At 74.6% G+C, this 26,445-nt stretch carries 26 protein-coding genes; 13 read left to right on the top strand and 13 right to left on the bottom strand.

The genetic code is table 11. From position 1 onward, the window contains the following. Position 1 precedes the first annotated feature (1 nt). On the bottom strand, positions 2-2,131 hold the full coding sequence (locus tag D7147_RS23620) for an ATP-binding SpoIIE family protein phosphatase (RefSeq protein WP_120681303.1): 2,130 nt from the start codon (positions 2,129-2,131) through the stop codon (positions 2-4). Positions 2,132-2,265: 134 nt separating this feature from the next. Beyond that, complete coding sequence (locus D7147_RS23625) at positions 2,266-2,613, bottom strand: DUF6401 family natural product biosynthesis protein (protein WP_120681305.1); 348 nt, start codon at positions 2,611-2,613, stop codon at positions 2,266-2,268. A gap of 140 nt (positions 2,614-2,753) precedes the next feature. Between D7147_RS23625 and D7147_RS23630 the strand changes: the two genes are divergently transcribed. Continuing rightward, positions 2,754-3,200: a hypothetical protein gene (locus tag D7147_RS23630; RefSeq protein ID WP_120681615.1), complete on the top strand. Its 447-nt coding sequence runs from the start codon at positions 2,754-2,756 to the stop codon at positions 3,198-3,200. On the opposite strand, the gene D7147_RS23635 is transcribed toward D7147_RS23630, so the two are convergent. Next, a complete protein-coding gene (locus D7147_RS23635) occupies positions 3,197-3,406 on the bottom strand; it encodes a hypothetical protein (RefSeq protein WP_120681307.1) in 210 nt (69 codons plus the stop codon). The two genes, D7147_RS23630 and D7147_RS23635, sit on opposite strands and share 4 nt — an antisense overlap. A 153-nt stretch (positions 3,407-3,559) precedes the next feature. Between D7147_RS23635 and D7147_RS23640 the strand changes: the two genes are divergently transcribed. Further along, on the top strand, positions 3,560-4,825 hold the full coding sequence (locus D7147_RS23640) for an MFS transporter (protein WP_199716461.1): 1,266 nt from the start codon (positions 3,560-3,562) through the stop codon (positions 4,823-4,825). Positions 4,826-4,919: 94 nt separating this feature from the next. On the opposite strand, the gene D7147_RS23645 is transcribed toward D7147_RS23640, so the two are convergent. The 4 genes from D7147_RS23645 to D7147_RS23660 form a co-directional block, all read right to left on the bottom strand. After that, complete coding sequence (locus D7147_RS23645; RefSeq protein WP_120681309.1) at positions 4,920-5,180, bottom strand: hypothetical protein; 261 nt, start codon at positions 5,178-5,180, stop codon at positions 4,920-4,922. A gap of 137 nt (positions 5,181-5,317) precedes the next feature. Further along, complete coding sequence (locus D7147_RS23650) at positions 5,318-5,779, bottom strand: SRPBCC family protein (RefSeq protein ID WP_120681311.1); 462 nt, start codon at positions 5,777-5,779, stop codon at positions 5,318-5,320. A gap of 54 nt (positions 5,780-5,833) precedes the next feature. Continuing rightward, positions 5,834-6,250, bottom strand: coding sequence for a DUF2795 domain-containing protein (locus D7147_RS23655; protein ID WP_120681313.1), 417 nt, complete (start codon positions 6,248-6,250; stop codon positions 5,834-5,836). A gap of 45 nt (positions 6,251-6,295) precedes the next feature. Continuing rightward, positions 6,296-7,276, bottom strand: coding sequence for a YihY/virulence factor BrkB family protein (locus D7147_RS23660; RefSeq protein WP_120681315.1), 981 nt, complete (start codon positions 7,274-7,276; stop codon positions 6,296-6,298). Positions 7,277-7,483: 207 nt separating this feature from the next. On the opposite strand from D7147_RS23660, the gene D7147_RS23665 reads away from it, so the two are divergent. After that, the gene (locus D7147_RS23665) at positions 7,484-7,885 is read left to right on the top strand and encodes a ChaB family protein (protein WP_120681317.1); all 402 of its coding nucleotides are present in this window, start codon (positions 7,484-7,486) and stop codon (positions 7,883-7,885) included. 58 nt (positions 7,886-7,943) lie between these two features. Here the strand turns inward: D7147_RS23665 and D7147_RS23670 are convergent, their stop codons facing one another. After that, positions 7,944-9,377: an aldehyde dehydrogenase family protein gene (locus D7147_RS23670; RefSeq protein ID WP_120681619.1), complete on the bottom strand. Its 1,434-nt coding sequence runs from the start codon at positions 9,375-9,377 to the stop codon at positions 7,944-7,946. Positions 9,378-9,449: 72 nt separating this feature from the next. Here D7147_RS23670 and D7147_RS23675 point away from each other — a divergent pair, with 72 nt between their 5' ends. Further along, positions 9,450-11,054, top strand: coding sequence for a phytoene desaturase family protein (locus D7147_RS23675; protein WP_120681319.1), 1,605 nt, complete (start codon positions 9,450-9,452; stop codon positions 11,052-11,054). 258 nt (positions 11,055-11,312) lie between these two features. On the opposite strand, the gene D7147_RS23680 is transcribed toward D7147_RS23675, so the two are convergent. The 3 genes from D7147_RS23680 to D7147_RS23690 all read right to left on the bottom strand — a co-directional run bounded on the left by D7147_RS23680 (position 11,313) and on the right by D7147_RS23690 (position 13,671). Beyond that, positions 11,313-12,080: a polyprenol monophosphomannose synthase gene (locus tag D7147_RS23680; RefSeq protein WP_120681321.1), complete on the bottom strand. Its 768-nt coding sequence runs from the start codon at positions 12,078-12,080 to the stop codon at positions 11,313-11,315. Between the two features lie 146 nt (positions 12,081-12,226). Then, positions 12,227-13,228, bottom strand: a complete 1,002-nt coding sequence (locus tag D7147_RS23685) for an SDR family oxidoreductase (RefSeq protein WP_120681324.1) — start codon at positions 13,226-13,228, stop codon at positions 12,227-12,229. Continuing rightward, entirely contained in the window at positions 13,225-13,671 is a 447-nt protein-coding gene (locus tag D7147_RS23690) for an SRPBCC family protein (RefSeq protein ID WP_120681326.1), read from the bottom strand. Before D7147_RS23690 ends, D7147_RS23685 begins: the two co-directional genes overlap by 4 nt. A gap of 171 nt (positions 13,672-13,842) precedes the next feature. Here D7147_RS23690 and D7147_RS23695 point away from each other — a divergent pair, with 171 nt between their 5' ends. The 8 genes from D7147_RS23695 to D7147_RS23730 are packed head-to-tail and all read left to right on the top strand — an operon-like array spanning position 13,843 to position 22,689. Further along, positions 13,843-15,717 carry an HAD-IIIA family hydrolase gene (locus D7147_RS23695; RefSeq protein ID WP_120681328.1) on the top strand — a complete coding sequence of 625 codons (1,875 nt, stop codon included), beginning with the start codon at positions 13,843-13,845 and terminating at the stop codon, positions 15,715-15,717. Further along, positions 15,717-16,694, top strand: a complete 978-nt coding sequence (locus D7147_RS23700) for a glycosyltransferase (RefSeq protein ID WP_120681330.1) — start codon at positions 15,717-15,719, stop codon at positions 16,692-16,694. The genes D7147_RS23695 and D7147_RS23700 overlap by 1 nt, the downstream gene beginning before the upstream one ends. Further along, on the top strand, positions 16,679-17,896 hold the full coding sequence (locus D7147_RS23705; protein ID WP_120681332.1) for a glycosyltransferase: 1,218 nt from the start codon (positions 16,679-16,681) through the stop codon (positions 17,894-17,896). Before D7147_RS23700 ends, D7147_RS23705 begins: the two co-directional genes overlap by 16 nt. Beyond that, a complete protein-coding gene (locus tag D7147_RS23710) occupies positions 17,893-18,582 on the top strand; it encodes a D-sedoheptulose-7-phosphate isomerase (protein ID WP_120681621.1) in 690 nt (229 codons plus the stop codon). The genes D7147_RS23705 and D7147_RS23710 overlap by 4 nt, the downstream gene beginning before the upstream one ends. A gap of 10 nt (positions 18,583-18,592) precedes the next feature. Next, positions 18,593-20,083 (top strand): PfkB family carbohydrate kinase, encoded by a 1,491-nt coding sequence (locus D7147_RS23715; RefSeq protein ID WP_120681334.1) that lies wholly within the window; start codon positions 18,593-18,595, stop codon positions 20,081-20,083. Next, a complete protein-coding gene (locus D7147_RS23720; RefSeq protein WP_120681336.1) occupies positions 20,080-20,781 on the top strand; it encodes an SDR family oxidoreductase in 702 nt (233 codons plus the stop codon). The genes D7147_RS23715 and D7147_RS23720 overlap by 4 nt, the downstream gene beginning before the upstream one ends. Then, positions 20,778-21,722 carry a glycosyltransferase family 9 protein gene (locus D7147_RS23725; protein ID WP_120681337.1) on the top strand — a complete coding sequence of 315 codons (945 nt, stop codon included), beginning with the start codon at positions 20,778-20,780 and terminating at the stop codon, positions 21,720-21,722. The genes D7147_RS23720 and D7147_RS23725 overlap by 4 nt, the downstream gene beginning before the upstream one ends. Beyond that, on the top strand, positions 21,706-22,689 hold the full coding sequence (locus D7147_RS23730; protein WP_120681339.1) for a DNA topoisomerase IB: 984 nt from the start codon (positions 21,706-21,708) through the stop codon (positions 22,687-22,689). Before D7147_RS23725 ends, D7147_RS23730 begins: the two co-directional genes overlap by 17 nt. A 218-nt stretch (positions 22,690-22,907) precedes the next feature. Here D7147_RS23730 and D7147_RS23735 read toward each other — a convergent pair whose 3' ends face one another. Together D7147_RS23735 and D7147_RS23740 are read right to left on the bottom strand one after the other, a co-directional pair. Then, on the bottom strand, positions 22,908-23,900 hold the full coding sequence (locus tag D7147_RS23735; RefSeq protein WP_120681341.1) for an AraC-like ligand-binding domain-containing protein: 993 nt from the start codon (positions 23,898-23,900) through the stop codon (positions 22,908-22,910). Positions 23,901-23,986: 86 nt separating this feature from the next. Further along, positions 23,987-24,751 carry a TetR/AcrR family transcriptional regulator gene (locus D7147_RS23740; RefSeq protein WP_233563368.1) on the bottom strand — a complete coding sequence of 255 codons (765 nt, stop codon included), beginning with the start codon at positions 24,749-24,751 and terminating at the stop codon, positions 23,987-23,989. A gap of 79 nt (positions 24,752-24,830) precedes the next feature. On the opposite strand from D7147_RS23740, the gene D7147_RS23745 reads away from it, so the two are divergent. Beyond that, entirely contained in the window at positions 24,831-26,414 is a 1,584-nt protein-coding gene (locus D7147_RS23745) for an MFS transporter (protein WP_199716459.1), read from the top strand. Positions 26,415-26,445 lie beyond the last annotated feature (31 nt).

Genomic DNA, 26,445 nt, shown 5'->3' on the forward strand with positions numbered 1-26,445 from the left:
GTCAGTCGGCGGGGAGCAGCAGCTCGAACCACACGGTCGAGCCGCGCACCGTCGGGTCGGTGCCCCAGGCGTCGCTCAGCTCCTCGATCAACCCGAGCCCCCGGCCCCGGCTGCTCAACGTGTCGGTCTGGGCGCGGGTCACCGCCCCGCGGGTGCCCGAGTCGGCGACCGAGACCAGCAGCCGCTCGGCGCTCAGGTCGATCTCCACCCGGGCGGCGGTGCCGGCGTGCAGCAGCGCGTTGGTGGTCAACTCGCTGGTGCAGAGCACCGCCGCGCTGATCAGCGACTCCGGCACCCGCCACTCGCCGAGCTGCGCGGTCAACCAGCGCCGCACGCGGCTCGGGGCGGTCGGCTCCGCCGGCACCTCCATCGCCGCCGACCGGCTCGGCACCAACGCGTGCTCCACCGCGAGGACGGCGACATCGTCCTCGGTGGCCTCGGGAACCGCCGCGCTGGCCACCGCGCAGAGCGCCCGCGGGTCGCCGCTGCCGGCCGCGCCCACCGCGTCGGCGAGGGTGGCCAGGCCGACGCTGAGGCTCTGCCGCCGCCGCTCGATCACCCCGTCACTGAAGAGCAGCAGCGTGTCCCCGGGCGCGAACCGGACAGTCGTCACCGCCGGTCGGGCACCGAGCCCGAGCGGCGCGCCGGTGGGCAGGTCGACGTACTCGGCGTACGGCCGCTGGTCCGGGGCGCAGCGGCGGATCAGCGGGGCCGGGTGCCCCGCGCTGGCCAGGGTCAACTCCTGCCGTTCGGCGTCGATGACCCCGAAGATCACGGTGACGAAGAGTTCGGGCGTGCCGGCCTCGGTGCCCAGGCTGGCGACGAGCCGGTCCAGGCCGGCCAGGACGGCGTCCGGACGCGGATCGGTCAGGGCCAGCGCCCGCAGCGCCGCGCGTACCTGACCCATCCGGGCCGCGGCCCGCACGTCGTGCCCGGCCACGTCGCCGAGCACGACCCCCAGCTCGCCGGTGGGCAGCAGGAAGGCGTCGTAGAAGTCGCCGCCGGCCGCGTTGCCGTCCACCCCCGGGTCGTAGCGGGCCGCGATGCGCAGCCGGGGCAGGTCCGGCAGGTGCTCGGGCAGCATGCTGCGTTGCAGTAGTTGGGCGGTGCCGTGCTGGGTCTCGAACCGCCGAGCCCGTTCGGCCGCCTGCCCGATGAGCTCCGCCGACGCGGCGAGCAGCGCGCGCTCGGCGGCGGACCAGGTGCGTGCGGCCTGGTGGCCGACGGAGAGCCCACCGCGGACGACCGACGCGTGCAGCGGCGCCGCGGCGAGCGAGACGATCTTCTGGTCGTGCCGGTCCACGGCGGTCTCGCGCAGCGGCTGACCGGCGCTCGTGATCAGCGGATTGCCCGTCCGGGCCGCCTGCACCAGCGGGTCCGGCCAGTCGGCGGGGGTACGCCGCCACAGCGGGGGGAGCCGCTCGTCGGCCTCGTCGATCAGCTCGCCCCGGATCCGGCGGACCATCCGCCAGCCGCCGCCCCCCTCGTCCACCCCGAACGCGACCCGGTCGGCGTCGAACGTGGTGATCGCGTAACGCAGGGCGACCCGGGCGACGTCGTCCAGGGTCAGCGTGCCGGCCAGCGCGGCGGCGACCTCGCTGAGGCTCTGCAGCTGCTGGGTGACGTGGGTGGTCTCGGCCGCCACGGCGAGCACCGCCACGACCCGCCCGCCCCCGTCGCACACCGGCGAGTAGCCGCAGGTGAAGACGGCCTGCTCGACCACGCCGCTGCGGTCGCGGACCAGCTGGAGCGTGCTCTCCTTCTCCAGGAACGTCCCGCCGTCGCGGTAGACGCGTTCGATTACGTTCCCGACGCCCGGCAGGCGCCACAGCTCGTGGAACACCTCGGCGGCGGGGCGCCCCACAGCCGCCGGGTGGTGCTCACCGATCAGCTCGGCGTAGCCGTCGTTGTAGATCAGGAGGAGGTCGTCGCCGTAGGCGAGGGCCATCGGCACCGGGGAGGCGAGGACGAGGTCGACGACCGCCCGCACCGCGGGATCCCAGCAGTGGCGCGGCCCGAGCGCCGTGCCGGCCCAGTCGTACGCCAGGACGGCGGCCGCCGCGTCGGCCCGGACGGGTGACCCGGACAGCGGCGCCGACGGTGTGGGGACCCGCCCGACCGTTCCTGGCATGCCCGCAGCCTAGCCCGAGGACCGGCTCCGCAGTTTCCGATCATGTGCGGTGCGTCGCGGCGATCCCTGTCGGGCGAGGTCGGCGCCCGACGGGCGAAGTCGTCGTGGCACGACAGTTCGGGCTGGTCGGTGCCTCAGGCCGGATCGAGGGAGCGGGCCAGCGCGTGGACCGCGAGCAGCCGGATGCGCAGCCAGTCCGGATCGGACCAGTCGATCGGGCCGACCACGGGCTGCCAGCCGCGCTCCGACGCCGCCGTGAGCAGCCCCTCCAGGTAGCCGGCGAGCACCGCCACGTTCAGCGGACGGAGGTCACCGCCGAGCGCGTCGCGTACGGCGGCGGCGTGCTGGTCGAGCAGGGCGTGCAGCCCTGGGCGTTCGGTGCTGACGGCGAGACCGTCGCCGACTGCGTCGGCGAGGGCGGCGAGGGCGGACCGTGCCGAGTCGACGGCATGGGGGGCGACCCGGTTGAACGGCACACGCATGGGGAACGACGCTAACCGAGGCCACTCGCCGGCGGAGCGCTACCTCCCCCGGTGGTGTGAAGCCGGCCACGGGGCGGCGGCGAGCCCGGCCCGCCGCGGCCGAGCGGAACCGTCCGCACGGACAGGAGCACGGAGGCACGATGGCGCAGCAGGACGGACCCGACGAGGCGCACCAGCGGCCGGCAGGAGTCGGCGACGGCACGGTGGCGGCGCTGGGCAAGCTCAGCGAGGCGCTGGAGTGCGTGGAACGGGCACGCGGTCACCTCTACTCGCTGCACCAGCTGATCGGGCACGCCGACCTGATGCTCGACGACGCGGTGCGGATGTTCCGCGACGCCGGGCATCCGGAGACCGCCGAACGGATCCGTACGCAGCTGCTGGGGCGCAACGTCATAGCCGGACGCTGGACCTTCCAGATCGTCGAGGACTTCGACGACGGCTACTACACGCTCTTCCGGGAGCTTGACCGGTACGCCCGCGAGCAGCTGGTCGGTGGTCGGCGCCACCTCCACGAGGCGGAGATGAAGGAGCGGCGGCGAACCCGTGGCCTGCCCGGACACGAGGCGCGTCCGGGTGCCGGTGACTAGTCGTTCGCGCGGGCGTCGGCGGTCCGCCGGCGGGCGTCGTCGGCGAGGAGCACGGTGGCCACCATCAGCGCGACGCAGAGGCTGAACAACCACGAGTCGTCGGAGACGAGCCGGGCGGAGACGGGGGCCTGGAGGGCGGCGAGCAGGAAGCCGAGCCAGGCCAGGCGGCGCTGACGCGTGCTGAGGATTCCGGAGCTTTGTGGCATCCGGAAAGTCTTACGCGATACGACGGCATTGCCGTCCCCCGTTCGGCCGATTCTGGATGAGCTGTCCGTTTTTCGGACCATCCGGCGGAGCGACCCGCCGGGCGGGGACCCGGTACGGCTCAACGGGGGCGCGGGAAGGCAGGATGTGCCTCCGTGTCTGCCACCCCCGCGCGGCCCCGGGCCGCCCTGCTCCTGCTGGCGTACCTCGCCTTCGTCAGCCTCGGCCTGCCCGACGGCCTGATCGGCGTCGGCTGGCCATCTATCTCGGCCGACTTCCGCGTGCCCACGGAGGCGGTGGGCTTGGTGCTCACCGCCAGCACGGCGGGGTATCTGACCTCCAGCGTGCTGGCCGGCTTCACGCTGGCCCGGCTCGGCGTGGGCTGGTTGCTCGCCGGCAGCACGATCCTGGCCGCCCTGGCGTTGACCGGCTACACGGTCAGTCCGGGCCTGGCCATGGTGATCGGGAGCGCGGTGGTGCTGGGGCTCGGCTCCGGTGCGATCGACTCGGGGCTCAACGCGTACGCCGCCGGTGCGCTCGGGGCCCGGCACATGAACTGGCTGCACGCCTTCTTCGGGCTCGGCGTCGCCATCGGGCCGCTGATCATGACGGGCGCGCTCGGCGCCGGGCAGAGCTGGCGCTGGGGGTACGGCATCGTGGCTGCGGCGGAGCTCGCCCTGGCCACCGCGTTCGTGCTGAGCGTGCGGGCCTGGCGGCAGCGCGTTCCCGCCGCGGACGCCCCGGACGCCGCGGACACCCCGGTGGCGGCGGTCGGCGACGCGGTGTCGGGGCCCGCCGGCTCGGTCGGCGTCGTGGCCGAACCCGCCGCGCCGGTCCGCCCCGTCCCGGTACGCGAGACGCTGCGGCTGCCCGCCGTCTGGCTGGGTGCGCTCGCGTTCGCCGTGTACGTGGCGGTCGAGGTCTCCGCCGGGCTCTGGGCGTTCCTGCTGCTCACCTCGGGGCGCGGGCTTTCCGACGGGGTCGCCGGTCTCTGCGTGTCGGCCTACTGGGGGAGCCTCTTCCTGGGGCGGGTGGTGCAGGGGGTGACCGCCGAGCGGCTCGGAGCGGCCGGGGTCCTGCGCGGCAGCCTGCTGGGCATGGCGGCGGGTGCCGCGCTGATCGCGCTGCCCGCGCCGGCCTGGGTGGCGGTGGTCGGGCTGGTGGTGGTCGGCTTCGCCGCCGCGCCGGTCTTCCCGCTGCTCACCCTCACCACCGCCGACCGGGTCGGCGCGGCACACGCGGAGCGGACCATCGGGTTGCAGGTCGGCACCTCCGCGCTGGGCGCGGCGGTGGTGCCGGCCGGGATCGGCCTGCTCATCTCGAACACCTCGGTGCAGGCCCTCGGGTCGGCGCTGCTGGCCCTGGCCGTGGCGTTGATCGCCCTGCACGCGGCGGCGTCCCGCCGGCCCGTCGCCGGGTGAGCACGGCCGACCCGCGCGCCGGTGCCGTCCGGGTCGCCGGACGCGCCGGACGGACCGGCCCGCCGACGTCGACGGCGGGCCGGGCGCGGTGTCGTCAGAGGGTGTCCGGGCCGGTGCGTCCGGTGGTCGAAGGGCGGTAGGCCCGGTCGGGATCTGTCGGTTCCCGGCCGGCGCCGGCGGCCTGACCGTCCCGGTCGACCGCCTCCGGCCCGTGCCCGAACGCCGACTCCTCGCCCGCGTCGTTGGCGGTGACGTCGTCGCCCTGCCCGTCGATCGAGGAGCCCGCGACGGCCCGGCTCACCTCCTCCACGGAAGTCCGCTCCTCGTTGCGCCACACCTTCTTCTTGTCCGTCATGTCATCGCCGTACCCGGGCGCGCTGAGCGCAAACAGAGTGCTGAGCGCGAACCGGGTGTTGGGCGCGAACCTACGACGGCCGCCGGGTCGGTCCCGGCGGCCGTCGTACGTTCGTGTCTCTCGGGGGTGAACGGGGGTCACGGCTGGGGGCGGTCGACCTTGCCGCGCCAGGCGCCGGTCTCCTGCCCGCGCCGCTCGATGAAGTGCTTGAACCGCTCCAGATCGCCCTTGGCACGCCGGTCGACGATGCCCATCTTGTCGCCGGCCTGCTCCACCACGCCGCGCGGCTCGAACTCCAGCTGCAGGGTCACCCGGGTGTTCTCCGCGTCCAGCCGGTGGAAGGTCACCACACCGGCCTGCTGCGTACCGCTCGTGGATCGCCAGGCGACCCGCTCGTCGGGGAGCTGCTCGGTGATCTCGGCGTCGAACTCGCGCTTCACCCCGGCGATCTCCACCGTCCAGTGGGTCATCGTCTCCGAGAGCTGCCGGACCTGCTGCACCCCCTCCATGAAGTGGGGGAACTCCTCGAACTGGGTCCACTGGTCGTATGCGGTCCGTACCGGGACGGAGACGTCCACGTGTTCGGTAACGCCACTCATCAGGTCCTCCTCACTGTCGACGGAACTGTCGCCGGAGCCGGGGCAGGACCCCGGTCACCAGCGCGTCGTCTCGTTCTTGTTGCCGAGCGCGGCCCAGACCTCGGAGATCGTCTGGTAGCGGATGCCCTCGGGAAGGGTCTGCAACGCGGCGATGATGTCGTCCGGCGCGTCGTTGTCCCGGGCGTTCGCGACCAGCGTCTCCCGGTCGCCGGGCAGCGCGCTCATCGTGATGAACCGGCCGAACCGGCTGCGCCGTTCGACGTCCTGCGAGCTCATGCCCTTGGGCGCTCCGCTGCGCAACTCGCCGGCGGGTGCGGTGGTCGCCTCCGGCTGGTCCTCGCCCGCAGGCTCCGGCACCCGGGACTCGTCGACCCGGGAGCCGCCCGTCCCCGGCCCCTGCACGAGGCCGCTGACCTCCTGGCTCATCTGCTCGTCGATCCTCGGTCCGTGCTTGCTGTTGCCACGCTCCATGCCTTCTGCGCTACCCGAGGGCACCGGCGTCAAACCGGCAGGCGGTCACGAACCGGCCGGCGCCCGCGGCGGCAGCAACGGCTCCTCGGGCTCCTCCTCGCCGGCCTGCAACCGCCGGCCCCGCTGCAACTCCGCGTTGATCTGCACGCCCAGCATCAGCGCCGAGTTCGACAGGTAGAGCCAGACCAGGAAGGCGATGACCGCGCCGAGGCTGCCGTACGTGGCGTCGTACGAGCCGAAGTTCGCCACGTAGACGCCGAAGCCGAAGGAGGCGACCGCCCAGGCCGTCAACGCCACCGCGCCACCTGGAGTGAGCCAGCGGAACCGGGGCTGGCGTACGTTCGGGGCGATCCAGAACAGCAGCGACAACAGCCCCATCATGATCAGGGCGAGCACCGGCCACCGCCCCACGCTCCACACCGTCCGGGCCAGTCCACCGGCGCCGAGCAGGTCACCGACCCCGTCGGCGACCGGGCCGCTGACGATGAGTCCGGTGGCCACCGCCGCGAGCAGCACCAGCGAGAGCCCCGCCAGCCCGATCTGCAACGGCCGCAGCTTCCAGAACGGGCGCCCCTCCGCCACCCCGTAGATGGCGTTCGAGGCGCGGGTGAAGGCGCCGATGAAACCGGACGCCGACCAGAGCGCACCGAGCAGACCGAAGCTCAGCAGCACGCTCGCCGAGCTCTCCTGCTCGACGACGGTCCGGACCACGCCGACGAAGCTCTCGTTCCCCACCACCGAGCCGGCGCCCACCTGGCGGGCCAGCTCCAGCACGGTGTCCACGGTCTGTTCGCCGTCGGAGACCAGACCGACGAGGGCGACCACCACGATGGCGGACGGGAAGAGCGCCAGCACGCCGTAGTAGGTGAGGGCGGCGGCCCAGTCGGTGCAGTTGTCGCGTACGAAGTTCTGCACGCTGCGGACCAGCACCCCGGACCAGGTCCGCCAGCTCAGCTGGCGTACCCGTCGGGGCAGGCGCAGGCCGGGTCGACCGGAGGCCGGGGCGCTGTGGTCCGTCGTCGTCATCTTCCGCTCCCTGCCCGAGGCGTGGGGGAAGAGCCCCTTTACAGCGGATTCGGTCCGGAAAGAGGCCCTTCCGCACGCGTTCGGTACCCAGGGCCGAATGTCGGCAAACCGGGCCGGGCCCCGGCGGCCGGCGGCGGTTTGCGGCACCGGCTCGGGGGAACGGTCGAAGGCAGAGCAATTTCACCCATCGACGCGGAGGAGGACGAGATGCCCGGGCGCGAGGTACTGCCCAGCACGCTGCGGCGCTCCCCGGCGAAGGCCCAGCGCACCTGGGAGAAGACGCACGACTCGGCCGTGGAGACGTACGGCGAGGGGGAGCGGGCCCACCGGACCGCGTTCGCCTCGGTGAAGAACCAGTTCGAGAAGGTCGGCGACCACTGGGAGTCGAAGGGCCGCAAGGGTCCGAGCGACCGGCAGGCGGCCGGCGGAGGTCCGGAGCGCCGCGCGCCCACGGCGGGCGGGGTGGACGCGAACGCGACCAAGGACCACCTGATGAAGGTCGCCCGCAAGCTGGACGTGCCGGGCCGGTCGCGGATGAACAAGCCCGAGCTGGTCAAGGCGATCCAGAAGGCCAACAACCGGAAGACGACCCAGGCGCGGGGTCGCTGATCCGGTTCGTACCCTGACGGGTGGCCGTCCGATCACGGACGGCCACCCGTCGCGTACGTCACCAGTGGCCGCCGCCCGGCGCCTCGATGTGCACGGCCTTCATCGCGGAGAACTCGTCCAACAGCTCCGGCCCGTACCCGAAGCCCTGGCCGCTGGCCCGCCGCGGATGCGCGGCCCCACCGGGCGCGCCGCCGAACACGGCGTTGACCTTCACGGTGCCGACGGGCAGCTCACGCCAGGCCCGATGGGCGTGACTCATCGAACCGGTGAGCACCGTCGCGGCCAGCCCGTACGGCGAGTCGGCCGCGCACCGCAGCGCCTCGGTGAAGGAGTCCACCACCACGACCGGAGCGACCGGCCCGAACGTCTCGTCGCGCACCAGCGGCATGTCGTGACGGCAGTCGGCGACCACCGTGGCCGGGTAGAACGCCCCCGGGCCGGTGGGGAGCGTGCCGCCGGTGAGGACCCGCGCGCCCTGCGCCGCCGCCGCGGTGACCTGGCCGTGCACGTGGTCGCGGTGCCGGCGGTCGACCAGCGGGCCGAGCTCGGTCGCCGGATCCCGGCCGGGCCCCGTCCGCAGCTGGGTGGCGCGCTCCACGAGCGCGGCCACGAAATCCTCGGCCACATCGCGGTGGGCGTAGATCCGCTCGACGGCGACACAGATCTGGCCGGCGTTGGCGAACGCGCCCAGGGCGGCCTCCTGGGCGGCCCAGACGGGGTCGACGTCGCCGTCCACGATGAGCGGGTCGCTGCCGCCGTTCTCCAGTAGCGCCTTCGCGCCGGTGCGCGCCGCGGCCGCGGCGATCGCCCGACCGGCGGCGGTCGAGCCGACGTGCGCCACCACGTCCACCGGCTGCGCCGCGAGCGTCGCCCCGGTCTCCGCGCCACCGGTGAGCAGCGAGAGCACCCCGGGCGGCAGGGCCTCGTCCAGCGCCTTCGCCAGCAGCCACCCGGTGGCCGGCGTACGTTCGCTCGGCTTGTAGAGCACCACGTTGCCGGTGACCAGTGCCGCGCCGAGCAGGCCGCAGGAGACCGCCACCGGGTCGTTCCAGGGGGTGATGACGGCGACCACCCCGTGCGGTTGCGGCACCATGAAGTCGATCGCGTGGTGGCCGCCGTGCAGGGTGCGCCCGCCACGTACCGGGGCCAGCTCCGCGTACTGTCGCAGCGTGCCGATGCCCGCCTCGACACCGCCGCGCGCGTCCGCCAGGGGCTTGCCCATCTCGGCGGTGACCGCCGCCGCGAGCTCGTCGGTGATCGCCTCCACCGCGTCCGCCGCCCGGTGCAGCGCCGCCGCCCGCTCCGCCGGCGGAGTCGACGCCCACTCCGGCTCCGTCTCGCGGGCCGCGTCGACCGCCTTGCCGATCACGTCCGCCGTCGCGACCGGGGCCGAGCTGACCGGCGAGCCGTCGGCTGGGTCGTGCACGACCAGCTCACCCTCGTCGCCGCCGGCGCCCCAGACCCCACCTATCAGCTGCGCAACCGTGTACATGCGGCGCTGCATGCCCCGGTCCCGCCGAGGCAAACGCGTTTCGCCCGGTTCCAGGCAGGGTAGGCGGATCCGATGAGTCCCACCGGCGCGGAGAGCGCGGACGCCGTCGTTGTCGGGGCCGGCCACAACGGGCTGGTCGCCGCCAACATACTGGCGGACGCCGGCTGGGACGTGGTCGTCCTGGAGGCGAACGGCGTGCCGGGCGGCGCGGTCCGGTCGGCCGAGGTGACGGCCCCCGGCTACCTCAGCGACCTGTACAGCGCGTTCTACCCCCTCGGGTACGCCTCGCCGGTGCTGCGCCGGCTCGACCTGGCCCGGTACGGACTCAGCTGGCGGCACTCCCCGGACGTGCTGGCTCACCTGCTGCCCGACGGCCGGGCCGCGGTGCTCAACCGGAATCCCGACGTCACGGCGGCCTCGCTGGAGTCGTTCGCGCCCGGCGACGGCGAGCGGTGGTTGACCGCGTACGACGACTGGATCGACGTCGCCGAGCCGATGATGGAGACGATCACCACGCCGTTCCCACCGGTGCGTGGTGGGCTGGCCCTGCTGAGCCGGATGCGGGTCTCCGGCGTGCTGCGGCTGGCCCGACGGCTGGTCGTGCCGATCCGCAAGCTCGCCGACGAGCTGTTCGACGGTGAGGGCGGGCCCGCGCTGCTGGCCGGCTGCACCCTGCACACCGACCTGTCGCCCGAGGAGGCCGGCTCCGGCGTGTACGGCTGGCTGCTCGCCATGCTCGGGCAGCAGGTCGGCTGGCCGGTGGCGGAGGGCGGGTCGCAGAAGATCACCGACGCGCTGGTGGCCCGGCTGACCGAGCGTGGTGGACGGATCCTCTACGGAGCGCGGGTGGATCGGGTGCTGACCGCGCGGGGGCGGGCCATGGGGGTACGCACGGTCGGCGGCGCGCTGTGGCGGGCCCGGCGTGCGGTGCTCGCCGATGTGCCGGCCCCGGCGCTCTACCTCGACCTGGTCGGCGCGGCGGCGTTGCCGACGAGGCTGGTGGAGGACCTGTCGCACTTCCGCTGGGACGGCTCCACGCTGAAGGTGGACTGGGCGCTCAGCGCACCCGTGCCGTGGACCAATCCGGCGGTGGCCACCGCCGGGACCGTGCACCTCAACGCCGACCTGAACGGCCTGACCAGCTACGCCGCGGAGCTGGCCCGCAGGGAGCTGCCGCAGCGGCCGTTCCTGCTGGTGGGCCAGATGAGCGTGGCGGATCCGAGTCACTCGCCGCCGGGCACCGAGTCGCTCTGGTCGTACACCCATCTGCCGTTCCGGCGGATCTGGCGGGCCGACGAGATCGCCGGGCACGTCGAGCGGATGGAGCAGGTGCTGGAGGACGCCGCGCCGGGGTTCCGGAGCCTGATCGTCGGGCGGCACGTGGCCGGCCCGGCCGACCTGGAGAAGGGCGACGCGAACCTCATCGGCGGGGCGGTGGGCGGCGGCACCTCAGCCGCGTACCAGCAGCTCTTCCTGCGCCCGGTCCCCGGCCTCGGTCGAGCGGACACCCCGGTGGACCGGCTCTTCCTGGCCAGCGCGTCGGCGCATCCCGGCGGCGGGGTGCACGGCGCTCCCGGGGCGAACGCCGCCCGGGCCGCCCTGGCCCGCGACCGCGCCCTGACCGGCAGCCTCTACGCCGCCGCCATCGGTACGGCCCAACGCGCCATCTACAGCTGACCCGTTCGCAGGAGCCGGCGCCCCGCTCGGTATCTGCCCGATGTGCCCTGCTCGGTGCCGCCTCCGCTGCGCTCTCCTCGGCACCTGCCTCACTGAGGGTGATCGCCCCGAGGCCGAGGAGAAATGGGAGGGGCGCCCCGCCGGAGCGGCCGTTACGGAGAGTTCTGGCACGCTTCGTGACGGCGGGCCCGGCCCGGCCCGGGCCGGTCCGGGTGGGCTGGAAGCCGCCCAACCCGGACGAACGGCCGCGAAGCGGCTTCAGCGTTCGACGTTACGGTGCTTGCTGCGCAGCTTGAAGGGCATGAGCGCGCTCTCGATCTTCGTGGCGGTGGTCATCTTCGAGGCGCCCTCGCGGCGCTCCTCGAACCGGATCGGCACCTCGAGGATGGTGTGGCCGAGCTTGGTGGCGAGGTAGTGCATCTCCACCTGGAAGCTGTAACCGTTGGACTGCACCCGCTCGAGCCCGATGTCGCGCAGCGCGTCCGCGCGCCAGATCTTGAAGCCGGCCGTGAGGTCGCGGATCCGGACCCGCAGCAGCGTGTGCACGTAGAGGTTCGCCCAGCCGCTGAGCGCGCGACGGTAGAACGGCCAGTTCTCGTCCAGCTCGCCACCGGGCACGTACCGGGAGCCGATCACCACGCCGGCCTGCGTCGCCAGGAGCGCGCCGAGCATCCCGGGCAGCGCCGCCGGCGGGTGCGACAGGTCCGCGTCCATCTGCGCCACGTACTCCGCGCCACCGTCGAGGGCGCGACCGATCCCGTCGACGTACGCCCGCCCCAGGCCCTCCTTGCCCGGCCGGTGCAGCACCTCGACGCGGTCCGGGTGCTCGACGGCGAGCTTGTCCGCCACCTCACCCGTGCCGTCCGGCGAGTTGTCGTCCGCGACGAGGATGCGCAGGCCCGGCAGCGGCAGCGCAAGGAGCCGCTCGACCAGGACCGGGAGGTTCCCCGCCTCGTTGTAGGTGGGCACCACGACGGTCAGTCGTGCGTCCCGCCACGGAGCGGGCAGCTGCACGGGTTCGATCATGACGGACATCCTCAGTTTGCCGACAGGGATTCCCTGAGAGGGTAGCCACTTGCCGTATCGGTCTCGTAAAGGCTCCCCGATCGGGGGTTGCGCCGGGGGGCTCGCCCACTCTCGAAACGATCGATGGCGCTGGTCGTTCCGGCGGCTCAGCGGCGGCGCCGGGCCAGACCCGCGAGCGCGAGCGTCAACCCGGCCAGCGCCAGCCCGGAGAGAGCCCGCTTGTGGACGTCCACCCAGAGCGCGGCGGACCGGTGCCGGGCCTGGTCGGTGAAGATGCCGTCGGCGCCGTGATCCTGCTCGTCGTCGCCGGGACGGTCGAGGTTGTCCCGCCAGGTCGCCCGGTCGATCGGCGTCTCGGTCTGCTGGCTGTCGTAGCCGTCGCGCGCCAGCTTGCGGTCCAGCAGGCCCGGCAGGAACATGTCGCCGAGCCGGGCCTGCCACGTCGGCCCGCCCACGTTCAACTCCCGCACCCCGCGGTCGGCGGCCCACAGCACCGCGCGGGCGGCGACCTCCGGCGCGAAGATCGGCGGCACCGGCTGCGGATGCCGCGGGAGGCGGGTGCGCACCCAGGAGAACTGCGGAGTGTTCAGCGCGGGCAGTTGAACCATCGACAGTGACACCGCCGGGCAGTCGTGCAGCAGCTCCGCCCGCAGTGAGTCGTTGAAGCCCTGAATGGCGTGCTTCGACGCGCAGTACGCCGACTGCAGCGGAATGCCGCGATAGGCCAACGCCGACCCGACCTGCACGATCGCGCCCCGCCCGTGCGCCCGCATGTGGCGCAGCGCCGCGAGCGTGCCGTGCACGGTGCCCAGGTAGTTGACCTCGGTGACCCGGCGGAACTCGGGGGCGGTGATCTCCCACGCCGGAGCGAAGACGGAGACCATGGCGTTGTTGACCCAGGCGTCGATGGTGCCCCAGTGGTGCACCACGTCGTCCGCGGCCTGCTGCACCGCGCCGGCGTCGGCCACGTCGACCCGGTAGGCGCGGACGTCGACGGCCCCCCGCGTACGACAGTCCCGTTCCGCGGCGGCCAGGCCCGCCTCACCGCGGGCGATCAGCGCGACCCGGGCACCCCGTTGCGCGTACGCGCGGGCGACCGCCCGGCCCACCCCCGCGCTCGCCCCCGTGACGACCACGGACTGGGTCACCGCCGGTCCTTCTGACGGGTCGCGATGTCGGAGAGCCGGGCCAGGGTCTCCCGGTTGCGCAGATGCAGCACCAGATCGTTGACCTTGTTACGCGCCCAGCGCAGCGGGCCCGCCGCGAACTCCTCCCCGATCCGCACCCGGGTGGCGCCCTCGCCCACCGGTTCGAGAGTGAAGGTCACGATCGCCTCACCGGCCGGCCAGAGCCCGGCCCGCAGCACCAGCCGGTGCGGCGGCTCGCAGAGCAGCACCGTCGAGGCGTCCTGGAGCGATAACGGCCACGGCCCGGCGCGGTGGTGCAGTCGGCTGCCGACCTGCGGCCAGTGGTCGTCCACGTCACGCACGTGCGTGGTGCCGACCACCCAGTCGCTGTACGTCCACCCGTCGGCGAGCACGTCGAAGACCTGCTGCGGGGGCGCGTCGATCACTTTCTCCACAATCGCCACTGGCCCCTCATACCCTCGCCCCGACCGGGGCTAACGGTCCCGACGGGTTAGCTTCTCCGGGGCGACGGGTAAGGCGTGCGCGGGCGGCCGGAGGGTTGGCCGTGGGACGCGTGTGCTGCCACCGCGTCGAGGCTGACGTTTACTCCTCGGGGCGCAGGGAACCCGCCGCCCGTGCGACAGGACCAGGTCGAGCTGGATCAGCGCAGGTCAGCCCAGGTTTTTGCCGGTGCTGACCGGGTCGCGTCCGGGCCGGCCCTGTTCGACGCCGTGCTGCTGGACCGGGACGGCACGTTGGTCGAGGACGTCCCGTACAACGGTGATCCGGAGAAGGTGCGGCCGGTGACCGGGGCGCGAGCCGCGCTGGATCGGCTGCGCGCCGCCGGCCTGCGGCTCGGGGTGGTGACGAACCAGTCGGGCCTCGCGCGAGGTTTGTTCACCCGTGCCCAGATGGAGGCGGTGCACGCCCGGATCGAACTGTTGCTGGGGCCCTTCGACACGTGGCAGGTGTGCCCCCACGACGACGAGGAGGCGTGCGGCTGCCGTAAACCGGCACCGGGGTTGGTGCGCGCCGCGGCGCGCGACCTCGGCACGGTCCCGGACCGGTGCGTCATGGTCGGGGACATCGGCCGCGACGTGACGGCGGCGTTGGCGGCCGGCGCGGCCGGAGTGCTGGTGCCGACACCGGTGACCCGGCCCGAGGAGATCGCCGCCGCCCCGTGGGTCGCGCCCGACCTGCCCGCGGCGGTCGACGAGATCCTGCGCCGGCAGGCGGCCGTGGTACCGAACGCTCCGCCCTGGTCGACGTCCGGCGACGCGCCCGGCAGCGGGCCGGGGCGCGCCCGTGGCAACGCACTCGGTGTCCGGGCGGAGTGGCCGACGACGGTGGGGCGGTCCGCCGCTCCCGTGGGCACCGCGACCGCGGGCCGGCGGGGAACGGTGCTGGTGGTGCGGGCCGACTCCGCGGGGGACGTACTGGTCACCGGCCCGGCCATCCGGGCCGTCGCGGCCGGCGCCGATCGGGTGGTGATGCTCTGCGGGCCGCGTGGGCGGGCGGCCGCCGACCTGCTGCCCGGCGTCGACGAGCTGGTCGAGCACCGGCTGCCCTGGATCGATCCCGCCCCGGGACCGGTGGCCCCGCAGGACATGCACACGCTCACGGCACGGCTGGCCGCCCTCGGCGCCGACGAGGCGATCGTCTTCACCTCGTTCCACCAGTCGCCGCTGCCGCTGGCGCTGCTGCTGCGTATGGCCGGTGTGCCGCGGGTCGCCGCGATCAGCGACGACTACCCCGGGAGCCTCCTCGATCTGCGGCACCGCGTCCCGGCCGGGGTGCCCGAGGCCGAACGTGCCCTCTCCCTCGCCGCGGCGGCCGGCTACGGCCTACCGGACGGCGACCAGCCGGTGCTCCGGTTGCGCGCCGACGCGCTGCCGCGGCCACCGGCCTCGCTCGGGCCGCCGGGCTACGTCGTGCTGCACCCCGGATCGTCGGTGCCCAGCCGGGCCTGCCCGCCCGAGGTCGTCGTCCGGATCGGACGGTCGCTCACCGACGCGGGCTACCGGCTGGTGGTCACCGGAACGCCGCAGGAACGGGAGCTGACCGCGGCGGTGGCCGGCCCCACCGGCCTCGACCTGGGCGGTCGCACCGGGCTCGCCGAGCTGGCCGGGGTGATCGCGAACGCGGCGGCGGTGGTCGTCGGCAACACCGGTCCGGCGCACGTGGCGGCGGCCTGCGGGGTGCCGGTGGTGAGCCTCTTCGCCCCAACCGTCCCGTTCGGACAGTGGGGCCCGTACCGGGTGCCGACCGTCCGCCTCGGCGACGCGTCGGCCGGCTGCCGGGACACCCGGGCCGCCGACTGCCCCGTCCCCGGGCATCCCTGCCTGGCCACGATCGAACCGGCCGAGGTGCTCACGGCGTTGCGGCTGCTCGACGTGGTCGCGGACGACACCCGGGCCACGGTCGGTCCGACCGCGACGGCCGCCCGGAGCACGCGGACCGAACCGTACGCGGCCGGTGCGGCGGTGACCGCCACGGGCGGGAGCGGCTGATGAACATCCTGCTCTGGCACGTGCACGGCTCCTGGACCACCGCGTTCGTGCACGGCAGGCACCGCTACCTCGTCCCGGCCACTCCCGACCGGGGCCCGTACGGCCTCGGCCGCGCCCGTACCTACCCCTGGCCGGAGACGGCGGTCGAGGTCGGCCCCGAGGAGCTGCCCGGAGCCGACGTCGACGTGGTCATCGTGCAGCGCCCCGAGGAGCTGGATCTCGCCGAGGAGTGGCTGGGTCGCCGCCCCGGTCGGGACGTGCCCGCGGTCTACGTCGAGCACAACACCCCGAAGGACGGCGACGTCCCGCACAGCCGGCACCCGATGGCCGACCGCGACGACCTGCTCATCGCGCACGTCACGGCGTTCAACGAGCTCTTCTGGGACACCGGGGGCACCCGCACCACCGTGATCGACCACGGCATCGTGCCGCCGACGGTGGAGTACACCGGCGAACTCGACCGGCTCGCCGTCGTGATCAACGAGCCGGTACGCCGCTGGCGGGTGACCGGCACCGACCTGCTGCCGAGGTTCGCCGAGATCGCCCCGCTGGACGTCTACGGCATGAAGGTGGCCGGGCTGGCCGAGCGGCTCGGGCTGCCGCCCGAGCGGGTGACCAGCCACGACGACGTGCCGCAGGCCCGGATGCACGAGGAGCTGGCCCGGCGGCGCGCATACCTGCACCTGTGCCGGTGGACCTCACTCGGGCTCAGCCTCGTCGAGGCGATGTCGATCGGCATGCCGGTCGTCGCGCTCGCCACCACGGAGGCGGTGATGGCCGTACCGCCGGGGGCGGGGGCCCTCGACACCCGCGTCGACACGCTGCTGGAGACCACCCGCCGGTTCATGGCCGAACCGGCGCTCGCGCGGCGGGCGGGCTCGGTCGCCCGGGCCGCGGCCCGCGACCGGTACGGCCTCGACCGTTTCCTCGCCGACTGGGACCGGCTGCTGGAGGAGGAAGTATGCGCATCGCGATGATCTCGGAGCACGCCAGCCCGCTCGCCGTCCTCGGCGGCGAGGACGCCGGTGGCCAGAACACGCATGTCGCGGAGCTCTCCGCCGCGCTCGCGGCCGCCGGGCACGACGTGCGGGTGTACACCCGGCGCGACGCCGTCGACCTGCCGGTCACGGTACGCGGCCCCGACGGCTACGACGTGGTGCACGTACCGGCCGGACCGGCGGAGCCGCTGGCCAAGGACGCGCTGCTGCCGCACATGAAGGAGTTCAGCCGCTGGCTGGTGGAGCGGTGGCGGGGTGGTGACTGGGCGCCCGAGGTGGTCCACGCGCACTTCTGGATGAGCGGTCTCGCCGCGCTCGCCGCCGGCCGGCAGACCGGGGTGCCGGTGGTGCAGACGTACCACGCGCTCGGCACCGTGAAGCGCCGCTACCAGGGGGTCCAGGACACCAGCCCGGCCCGACGGGTGGCGTACGAGCGGGAGCTGGGCCGCTCGGTGGACCGGGTGGTCGCCCAGTGCCAGGACGAGGTCGGGGAGCTGGTCCGGATGGGGGTGCCCCGGTCCCGGATGACGGTGATCCCGTCCGGGGTGAACCTGGGCACCTTCGCCCCGCTCGGGCCCGCCGCCGAGCGGGAACCGGGGCGGGCCCGGATCCTGACCGTCGGCCGGCTGGTGGAGCGCAAGGGCTTCCAGACCGTGGTCCGGGCGATGGCGTTGGTGCCCGACGCCGAGTGTGTGGTGGTGGGTGGTCCGCCGGTCGGGCTGCTGGAGAGCGACCCGTACGCCCGGCGGCTGCGCGCCCTCGCCGGCACCTGCGGGGTGGCCGACCGGGTGCGTCTGGTCGGCGCGGTGCCCCGCGAGGAGATGGGGCGGTGGTACCGCTCGGCGGACGTCCTGGTCGCCGCCCCCTGGTACGAGCCGTTCGGGCTCACCCCGCTCGAGGCGATGGCCTGCGGGGTGCCGGTGATCGGCACGGCGGTGGGCGGGCTCAAGGACACCGTGGTCGAGGGGGTCACCGGTGACCTGGTTCCGGCCCGGGACCCGCGGGCCCTGGGCACCGCGATCCAGGCGCTGCTCGACGACCGGATCCGCCGTTTCTCGTACGCCCGGGCCGCTCAGGAACGGGCCCGGCTGCGCTACTCGTGGGCGGCGACCGCCGAGCGGCTGGCGGAGGTCTACGACGAGGTGGCCGCCGTGCACCGGCCGACCGGGGTGGTGGCCTGATGCCGGCTTCGCCGTTCGACGCCCACCTGGCGAACCTGGCCGCCGCCCTGCTGCCGTACCGGGAGTGCGAGCGGCTGCTCGCCCGGTGGGGTGAGACGCTGGCCCGGCGGCTGGTCGGCGGTGGCCGACTCCTGGTGGCCGGGAACGGCGGTAGCGCCGCCGAGGCGCAGCATCTGACCGCCGAACTGGTGGGCAAGCTCCGCGACGACCGGCAACCCCTGTCGGCCATCGCCCTGCACGCCGAGACCTCGGCCGTCACCGCCATCGCCAACGACTACGGCTACGACGAGGTCTTCGCCCGCCAGGTACGCGCGCACGGGCGCGACGGCGACATCCTCCTGCTGCTGTCGACCAGCGGAGCCAGCCGCAACCTGCTCGCGGCCGCCGAGGCGGGCCGCGAGGCCGGGTTGAGCTGCTGGGCCTTCACCGGCCCCGCCCCGAATCCGCTCGCCGAGGCCTGTCACGAGGCGCTCGCCGTCGCCTCCCCGGACAGCCAGGTGGTGCAGGAGCTGCACCTGGTCTCCAGCCACCTGCTCTGCGAGTACGTCGACCAGGCGCTGCCGGCCGCGCTGGCCGGGGTGACCGGCGTGGCCGTCGACGGGCCGGCGCGGCGGGGGAGCGTGCACGCCGGGGTGGAGGTGGTGCTCGACGGCGGGGCCGGGCAACAGGTGCAGGCGCGAGGATGAGGGGGCAAGCGTGACGGGACCCGTCGTGGTGATCGGTGACACCCTGCTCGATCGGGACGTCGAGGGGGTGGTCAACCGGCTCTGTCCGGACTCGCCGGTGCCGGTGCTCGACGAGACCGGGTACGTCGACCGGCCCGGCGGGGCGGGCCTGGCCGCGGTCTTCGCCGCCGCCCAGGGCGCCGAGGTGGTGCTGGTGACCGCGCTCGCCGACGACGCCGGCGGGGCCCGGTTGAGCGCGCTGCTGACCGCCGCTGGTGTCCAGGTGTACGCGCTGCCGCTGGCCGGGGCCACGCCGGAGAAGATCCGGCTGCGGGCCGGTGGCCGGGTGCTGCTGCGCCACGACCGCGGCGGTGTTCCGGGTGAGCCGGGCGAGCCGGCCGAGGCGGTGCTGCGGGTCATCGCGAACGCCTCCGCCGTCCTGGTCAGCGACTACGGCCGTGGGGTGGCCCGGCAGCCGGCGCTGCGCGCGGCGCTGGCCGCGACGCGGGCGCCGGTGGTGTGGGACCCGCATCCGCGTGGCCCGGCCGCGGTGCCCGGCGTGCAGCTGGCCACCCCGAACGAGTCCGAGGCGCGGGAGTTGATTCCGGCGCTGCCCGGGGCGACCCGGCTCGCCACCGCCTCGCGCGGCGCGCAGGGGCTGCGTCGACGGTGGCGGGCGGGCGCGGTCGCGGTGACCCTCGGCGGGGACGGCGCGCTGCTCTGCCACACCGATTCGACGCCGCTCGTGGTGTCGGCGCCGAGCAACGCCGAGGGGGACACCTGCGGTGCGGGTGACCGGTTCGCGGTCGCCGCCGGTCTCGCCCTGGCCCGGGGCGCACTGGTGTCCGAGGCGGTGCAGGAGGCGGTCGCCGAGGCCTCCGCGTACGTGGCGGCCGGGGGAGTGGCGGCCGCGTTGCCGCCGCCGGCGCGTCCGCAGCCGGGCACGGTCTCCGGTCCGGGCGGGGAACGCGTCGGCCTCGCCGAGGTGGCCGCGCTCCTCGCCGAGGTGCGCGCGGCGGGTGGCACGGTGGTGGCCACCGGGGGCTGCTTCGACCTGCTGCACGCCGGGCACGTGGCGACGTTGCAGGCGGCCCGGAAGCTCGGCGACTGCCTGATCGTCTGCCTGAACTCGGACGCCAGCGTGGCCGGGTTGAAGGGGCCGGACCGGCCGGTGGTCGCGCAGGGCGACCGGAGCCGGCTGCTGGCGGCGTTGAGCTGTGTGGACGGCGTCATGATCTTCGACGAGCCGACGCCGCACGCGGCGCTCACCTGGCTGCGTCCGGACGTCTGGGTCAAGGGCGGCGACTACGCCACCGGCGTCGGTGACGATCCCGCACTGCCCGAGGCGGAGATCCTGCGGCGGTGGGGTGGTCACACGGTGGTGGTGCCGTACCTGGAGGGGCGCTCCACCACCGACATGATCGCCGCGGCTCGCGCGGGCGGCCGGTTCGCCGGCACCCCGGCCGCCGGGGTCGACTGGTCCACGGCAGCGTCGGCGGCGACCGTGGAGCGGACGCGATGACGGCCGCGCCGGCCGGGGCCGGAACCACCGTCCTGGTCACCGGCGGGTCGAGCGGACTGGGCGCGGCGGTGGTGGCGGCGGTGGCCCGCTCCGGCGGCCGACCGCTGGTGATCGACCGGCAGCCGCCCGGTGACGGGGTGCCGTGGGTCGAGTGCGACCTGGCCGACACCCGGGCCGCCGAGGCGGCCACCCGGCAGCTCGCCGAGCGCTCCGGCGGTCTGGACGCGGTGGTGACCGCCGCCGGGTGGGACGTGCCGGGGCGGCTGGCCGACGTGCCGGCCGAGACCTGGGAGCGGATCATCGCCGTGGACCTGCTCGCCACGGCGGCGGTGATCAGGGCCGCGCTGCCCTATTTGGAGGCCTCCCGCGGCACCGTCGTCACGGTCGCCTCGACGCTCGGCGTGAAGGCGGTCAGCGACGCCACCGCGTACTGCGCGGCGAAGTTCGGGGTGGTGGGCTTCACCCGGGCGCTCGCCGCGGAGCTCGCCGGCGCGGTCGGTGTCACCCTGCTCGTCCCTGGCGGTATGCGTACCGCCTTCTTCGACGAGCGCGACGCCCAGTACCGCCCGGGGCCGGACGCGGTGCTCAACGATCCGGCCGACACCGCGGCGGCGGTCATGTTCGCGCTGGCCCAGCCGCCCGGCTGCGCGGTACGGGAGATGGTGGTCTGCGCCGAGCAGGAGTCGTCCTACCCGTGATCCTCGTGCTGCGCGCGCTCGGCGTCGGCGACCTGGCCACCGCCGTCCCGGCGTTGCGTGCGCTGCGGGCCGCCCACCCCGACCGGGAGCTGGTGCTCGCCGCGCCGGCCTGGCTGGCGCCGCTCGTCGAGCTGGTCGGCGGCGTCGACCGGCTGGTCGACACCCCGGGGCTGGGCCGGATGGGCTGGGCCGGGGCGCCGCCGCGGCTGGCGGTGAACCTGCACGGGCGGGGCCCGCAGTCGCACCGGATGCTCGCCGCCGTCCGACCCGGCCGACTGCTCGGCTTCGGCAACCCGTCGGCCGGGTTCGCCGACGGGCCGGCGTGGGACGAGTCCGAGCACGAGGTGCGGCGCTGGTGCCGGCTGCTGGAGTGGTACGGCATCCCCGCCGACCGGTGCGACCTGACGCTGCGCCGGCCCCCGTCGGCCGGCGTGCCGACCGGGGTGAGCGTGCTGCACCCCGGCTCGAAGATCGTCGGGAAGCGCTGGCCGGCCGACCGGTTCGCCGCGCTGGCGCGGGGGCTCACGGCGCGGGGCCATCGGGTGGTGCTCACCGGTTCGCCCGACGAACGGGAGCTGGCCGTTCGGGTGGCCGTGCGCGCCGGGCTGCCCGCCGACGCGGTGCTCGCCGGCCGTACGGGGCTGCGGGAGCTGGCCGCCCTGGTGGCGTACGCCCGGGTGGTGGTGAGCGGGGACACCGGGGTGGCGCACCTGGCGACCGGCTTCGCGACCCCGTCGGTGGTGCTCTTCGGCCCCGTGCCACCGGCGGTCTGGGGGCCGCCGCCGGACCGGCCCCGGCATCGGGTGATCTGGGCCGGGGAGCGGGATTGGCCCAGCTGGGACGGGGTAGGAAGCCACCCGTCATTGACGGCCCTCGGGGTCGAGGAGGTCTCGGCCGCCGTGGACGAGGTGGAGCGGGAGTCCGGTGCGGTTACGGCGTAGCGATCCAGGTCGGCCGGGGTACCGGCGGCGGCGGCGCGGCACCGGCTGGCTCTTCCTGAACCCGGCCGGTGACCCGGTGCGGGACCCGGACGAGCTGGCCCGGCTCCGGGCCCTGGTCGTGCCGCCGGCCTGGCGGGACGTGTGGATCTGCCCGTGGCCGAACGGGCACATCCAGGCCACCGGCGTGGACGCGGCGGGACGCAAGCAGTACCTCTACCACCCGACCTGGCGGGAGAAGCGCGACGAGGCGAAGTTCGACCACGTGCTGGAGGTGGCGCGGCGACTGCCGACGTTGCGAGCGCGGGTCGGCCGGGACCTCGACGGACGCGGGCTGAACCGCGACCGGGTGCTCGCCACGGTGGCCCGGCTGCTCGACATGGGGGCGTTCCGGGTCGGCAACGACCAGTACGCGGCCGGGGACGACCCGACCTTCGGGGTGTCGACGCTGCGTCCCGAGCACGCCCGTACGCGGCGCGGGTGCGTGATCTTCGAGTTCCCGGCGAAGGGCGGGATCGAGCAGGTGCGCCTCGTCGAGGATCCGGAGCTGTGCCGGGTGCTGACGAACCTACGTCGGCGTCGACGGGGCGCCGAGCGTCTCTTCGGCTACTGGGACGGGCAGGACTGGCGGGACGTCCGCGCCGACGAGATCAACGGGTACCTGCGCGACGCCAGCGGCGGGGAGATGACCGCGAAGGACTTCCGGACCTGGCACGCCACCGTGCTGGCCGCGATCGAGCTGGCCGCGGCGGAGCCGGCGCGCTCTCTCACGGGGCGGCGGCGCGCGGTGGCCGGGGTGATGCGGGGAGTGGCCGAGCTGCTCGGCAACACCCCGACGGTGGCCCGTACCTCCTACGTGGACCCGCGGGTGGTGGACCTCTACCACGACGGGGTCGTGGTGACCGTGGATCCGGGCGCGCCGCGCGAGAAGGCCGAGCTGGCGGTGCTGGAGCTGCTGGAGGAGGCCTGACCGGCTCCGTCCCCGGTCCTGGGGGGAGGCGACGGAGCCGGAGCGTTCGGCGGTCACCGAGGCGGCGACCCGCCGCCACCGCAGGGCGGCGGGCGCACGCCACGGCCCCCGTTGGCGGCCGGACCCCCGTCGCCGGCCACTCGGGGGCCAGTCTGCCGTCCTCGGCTTGACTGTCGGCGCCGTGTGGGTTGACTGTCCGTGCCAATCCGCGCCGAAGGTCAGTGGAGCGAGCCGACGGAGGCGCGGTAGGCCTGCGGGCCGAGGCCGTAGGCGGCGCGGAACGCCCGGCTGAAGTGCGCCCGGTCGGTGAGGCCCCAACGCCGCCCGATGAGATGGACCGGCCGGTGGCGCAGCAGCGGGTCGGCGAGGTCACGGCGGCACCGTTCCAGGCGTCGTCGGCGGATCGTCGCAGCGACGGTGTCGTCCTCGGTCTGGAAGAGCCGGTGCAGTGTTCGGAGGGAGATGTGGTGCGCGTCCGCGACGACCTGCGGGCTGAGCTGCGGATCGTCGAGGTGGCGTTCGAGGAAGTCACGCACCGTCGCGAGCAGCGCCCGCTGGCGTACGTCGGTGGGGAGTTCGTCCTCGGCGTCGAGGTGGCGGGCGAGCAGGGCGGAGACCAGGCTGAGGGTGACGTCGGCCAGGTACGGCGCGTCGGTGGTCCCGAACTGTTCGGGGTGGCGGGTGATGCGGTGCAGGTGCTGCGCCAGCAGCGCGCCGGGGCCCGCCGACCCGCACAGCCGCGCGGCGGTGAGCCGGTCCACCTTGTCGGCGGCGAGCGGCAGCAGTGCCCGGGGGATGACAGCGGTCACCGAGGCCGCCGGGGTGAGTCCGTCGGCTGCTCCGACGTGCTCGAGGTCGTGCGGCCGGCCCCAGTCGACGAGCGTGAAGTCGCCGACCGGGACGGCGGTGTCCCGCCGGCTCGCGCTGATCGCGCAGCTGCCGCTCGTCGCCAGGGCGATCTGGTAGACCTCCGGGTCCGCCTGTCGGATCAGGCGTGGTGTCCGGTGGCCGATCAGGGACTGGTAGCGGAACCGGGTGAGCTCGATGCCACCGAGGTCGATCATCCGGGCGTGCCCGCGGAAGTCGGCGGCGTGGTCGCTGGTGAAGGCGACGGGCGCGGAGACGCGGTCGGCCATCTCCACCCAGAGCGCGAAGCGGTCGGCGGGTGCCACCACAGTGGTGTCCAACGTCTCGACCCGCAGTGCCGTCATCGACCGTCCCCCTTCGTCGCCGGGCCCGCGGTCATTCTCGACCCGCCGACCACGCTCACCGCCGTCCGGCCGGTGTCGCCGCCCGGTCAGGCGGTCGTCCGGGCCCGGATCAGGGTCTCGACGCCGTCCAGCAGCCGGTCCAGGCCGAAGACGAATTCGTCGTCCGGGCCGTCCTCCTGACTCATCACGCCGGCGCTGATCACCTTGTGCAGGGCCGGGAAGCGGGCCGGGTCGGCCACCCGGGCGACCAGCTGCCCGTACTCCGGCATGATCTCGTCCATCCGTCGGCCGGAGGCGGCACTCGCCTCCTGGATCTGCGCGGTGAGCTGCGCGTCGCTTCGCACGTAGCCGCTGAGCAGCAGCATCACCGACATCTTCTCGGTCTCGGTGAGCCCGGTGCCGGCGAGGCAGCGGAGCCCGTTCTCCAGCCAGCTGAGGCTGTACGGGGTCAGTGGTGGGCCGCTGATCGGGACCCGGACCACCCACGGGTGCCGTTGCAGGGCGGCGCGTTCGGCCCAGGCCCACCCGGCCAGCCCGGCCCGCCAGTCCGGCCCGGTCCCGCCCGGTTCGGGTGGCTCGCCGAAGGTCGCGTCGACCATCAGGGTCAGCAGCTCGTCCTTGGCGCCCACGTACCGGTACAGGGCCATGGTCGCCGCGCCCAGCTCCTTGGCGACCCGGCTCATCGAGACGGCGGAGAGCCCTTCGGCGTCGGCGACGGCGACGGCGGCGGCCACGATCCCGGCCAGGGTCAGCCCGGGGCGGGGTCCCTTGGGCGCGCGTTCGCGCAGCCCCCAGGCGGCCTCGATGACCGGCGGCAGCGCCGGGCCGGTCTCGTTCTGTGTCGGCTCCACGATTCCTCCTTGCCGGCCCATCCTAGTTCTGCGTATGGTCTACGCAATTAAGCGTATGGCATACGCAGAAGGAGTTCCCATGACCTCGACACGCCGCGCCGGACGTCGCGAGTGGATCGGCTTCAGCGTGCTGATGCTGCCCCTGCTGCTGGTCTCGATGGACGTCTCGGTGCTCTACTTCGCCGTTCCCTTCATCAGCGCGGAGCTGAGTCCGACCAGCACCGAACAGCTCTGGATCTTCGACATCTACGGCTTCGTCCTCGCCGGGCTGCTCATCACGATGGGTGCCCTGGGCGACCGCATCGGCCGACGCCGGCTGCTGCTCTGCGGCGCGGTGGCGTTCGGCGCGGCGTCGGTGCTCGCCGCGTACGCCGACAGCTCGGGCACGCTGATCGCGGCGCGGGCGCTGCTCGGCGTCGGCGGCGCCACCCTGATGCCGTCGACGCTGGCGCTGGTCCGCAACCTGTTCCACGACGAGAAGCAACGCGGGACCGCGATCGCGATCTGGACCGCCACGCTGACCGCCGGCATCGCCGTCGGCCCGGTCCTCAGCGGTGTCCTGCTCGAACACTTCTGGTGGGGATCGATCTTCCTGATCAACCTGCCGGCGATGGCTCTGCTGCTCCTGCTCGCGCCGGCCCTGGTGCCCGAGTTCCGGGACCCGGCCGCCGGCCGCTTCGACGTGCTCAGCTCGCTGCTCTCGCTGGGTGCCCTGCTCCCGGTCATCTACGGCGTCAAGGAGCTGGCCCGGGCCGGCTGGGCGACCGGCCCGGCATCGGCGATCGCCGCCGGGCTGCTCGTCGCGCTGCTCTTCGTCCACCGCCAGCGCCGCCTCACCCACCCGATGGTCGACCTGGCGCTGGTACGCCGCCGCGCGGTCGGCGGCGCGATCGGGGTCAACCTGGTCGCCATGTTCGCCATGGTCGGCTTCGCCATCTTCACCACCCAGCACCTCCAGTCGGTGCTCGGGCTCAGCCCGCTGCGCGCGGCACTGTGGAGCCTGGTTCCGTCGGTGGCGGTCGGCGGGATCGCCCCCCTCGCGGCCACGTTGGCCCGGCGGATCGACCGGGCCTGGCTGATCGGCGCCGGCTTCGTCATCGCGGCCGGCGGTTTCGTGGTGCTCACCCGGGTGCCGGCCGACGACGGGCTCATCATCCTGCTGCTCGGCGCCAGCATCTACGCGGCCGGGCTGGTGGTGGTGATGTCCCTCGTCACCGAGCTGGTGCTCGGCGCGGCGCCGCCCGAACGGGCCGGGGTGGCATCGGGGCTGACCGAGTCGAGCAGCGAGCTCGGCGGGGCGCTCGGCATGGCCGTGCTCGGCAGCGTCGGCGGCGCCGTCTACCGGCGCGAGACGCTCGACGGCCTGCCCACCGGCCTGCCCGCCGACGCGGTGGCGGCCGCCCGGGAGACCCTCGCCGGCGCGCTCTCGGTCGCCGGGAACCTGCCCGCCGAGACGGCCGCCGTGGTGCGGCACGCCGCGGTGGCCGCGTTCACCGACGGGCTGCACCTCGCCGCCGGCGTCGCCGGCGGGCTCATGCTGCTCGCCGCGCTGCTCGCCGTCGCCACGCTGCGCGGCGTCCACGTCACCGCCGACGTGGACCCCGCAGACGCGGCGGCGCCCGCCGACGCGGACCCCGCCGTGCCGGCCCCGGCGCCGCGCTGACCCCGGCCCGACCCGCCCCTGCGCGTCGCCC

The organism is Micromonospora musae (assembly GCF_003626545.1).
GTDB classification, from domain to species: Bacteria; Actinomycetota; Actinomycetes; order Mycobacteriales; family Micromonosporaceae; genus Micromonospora; species Micromonospora musae.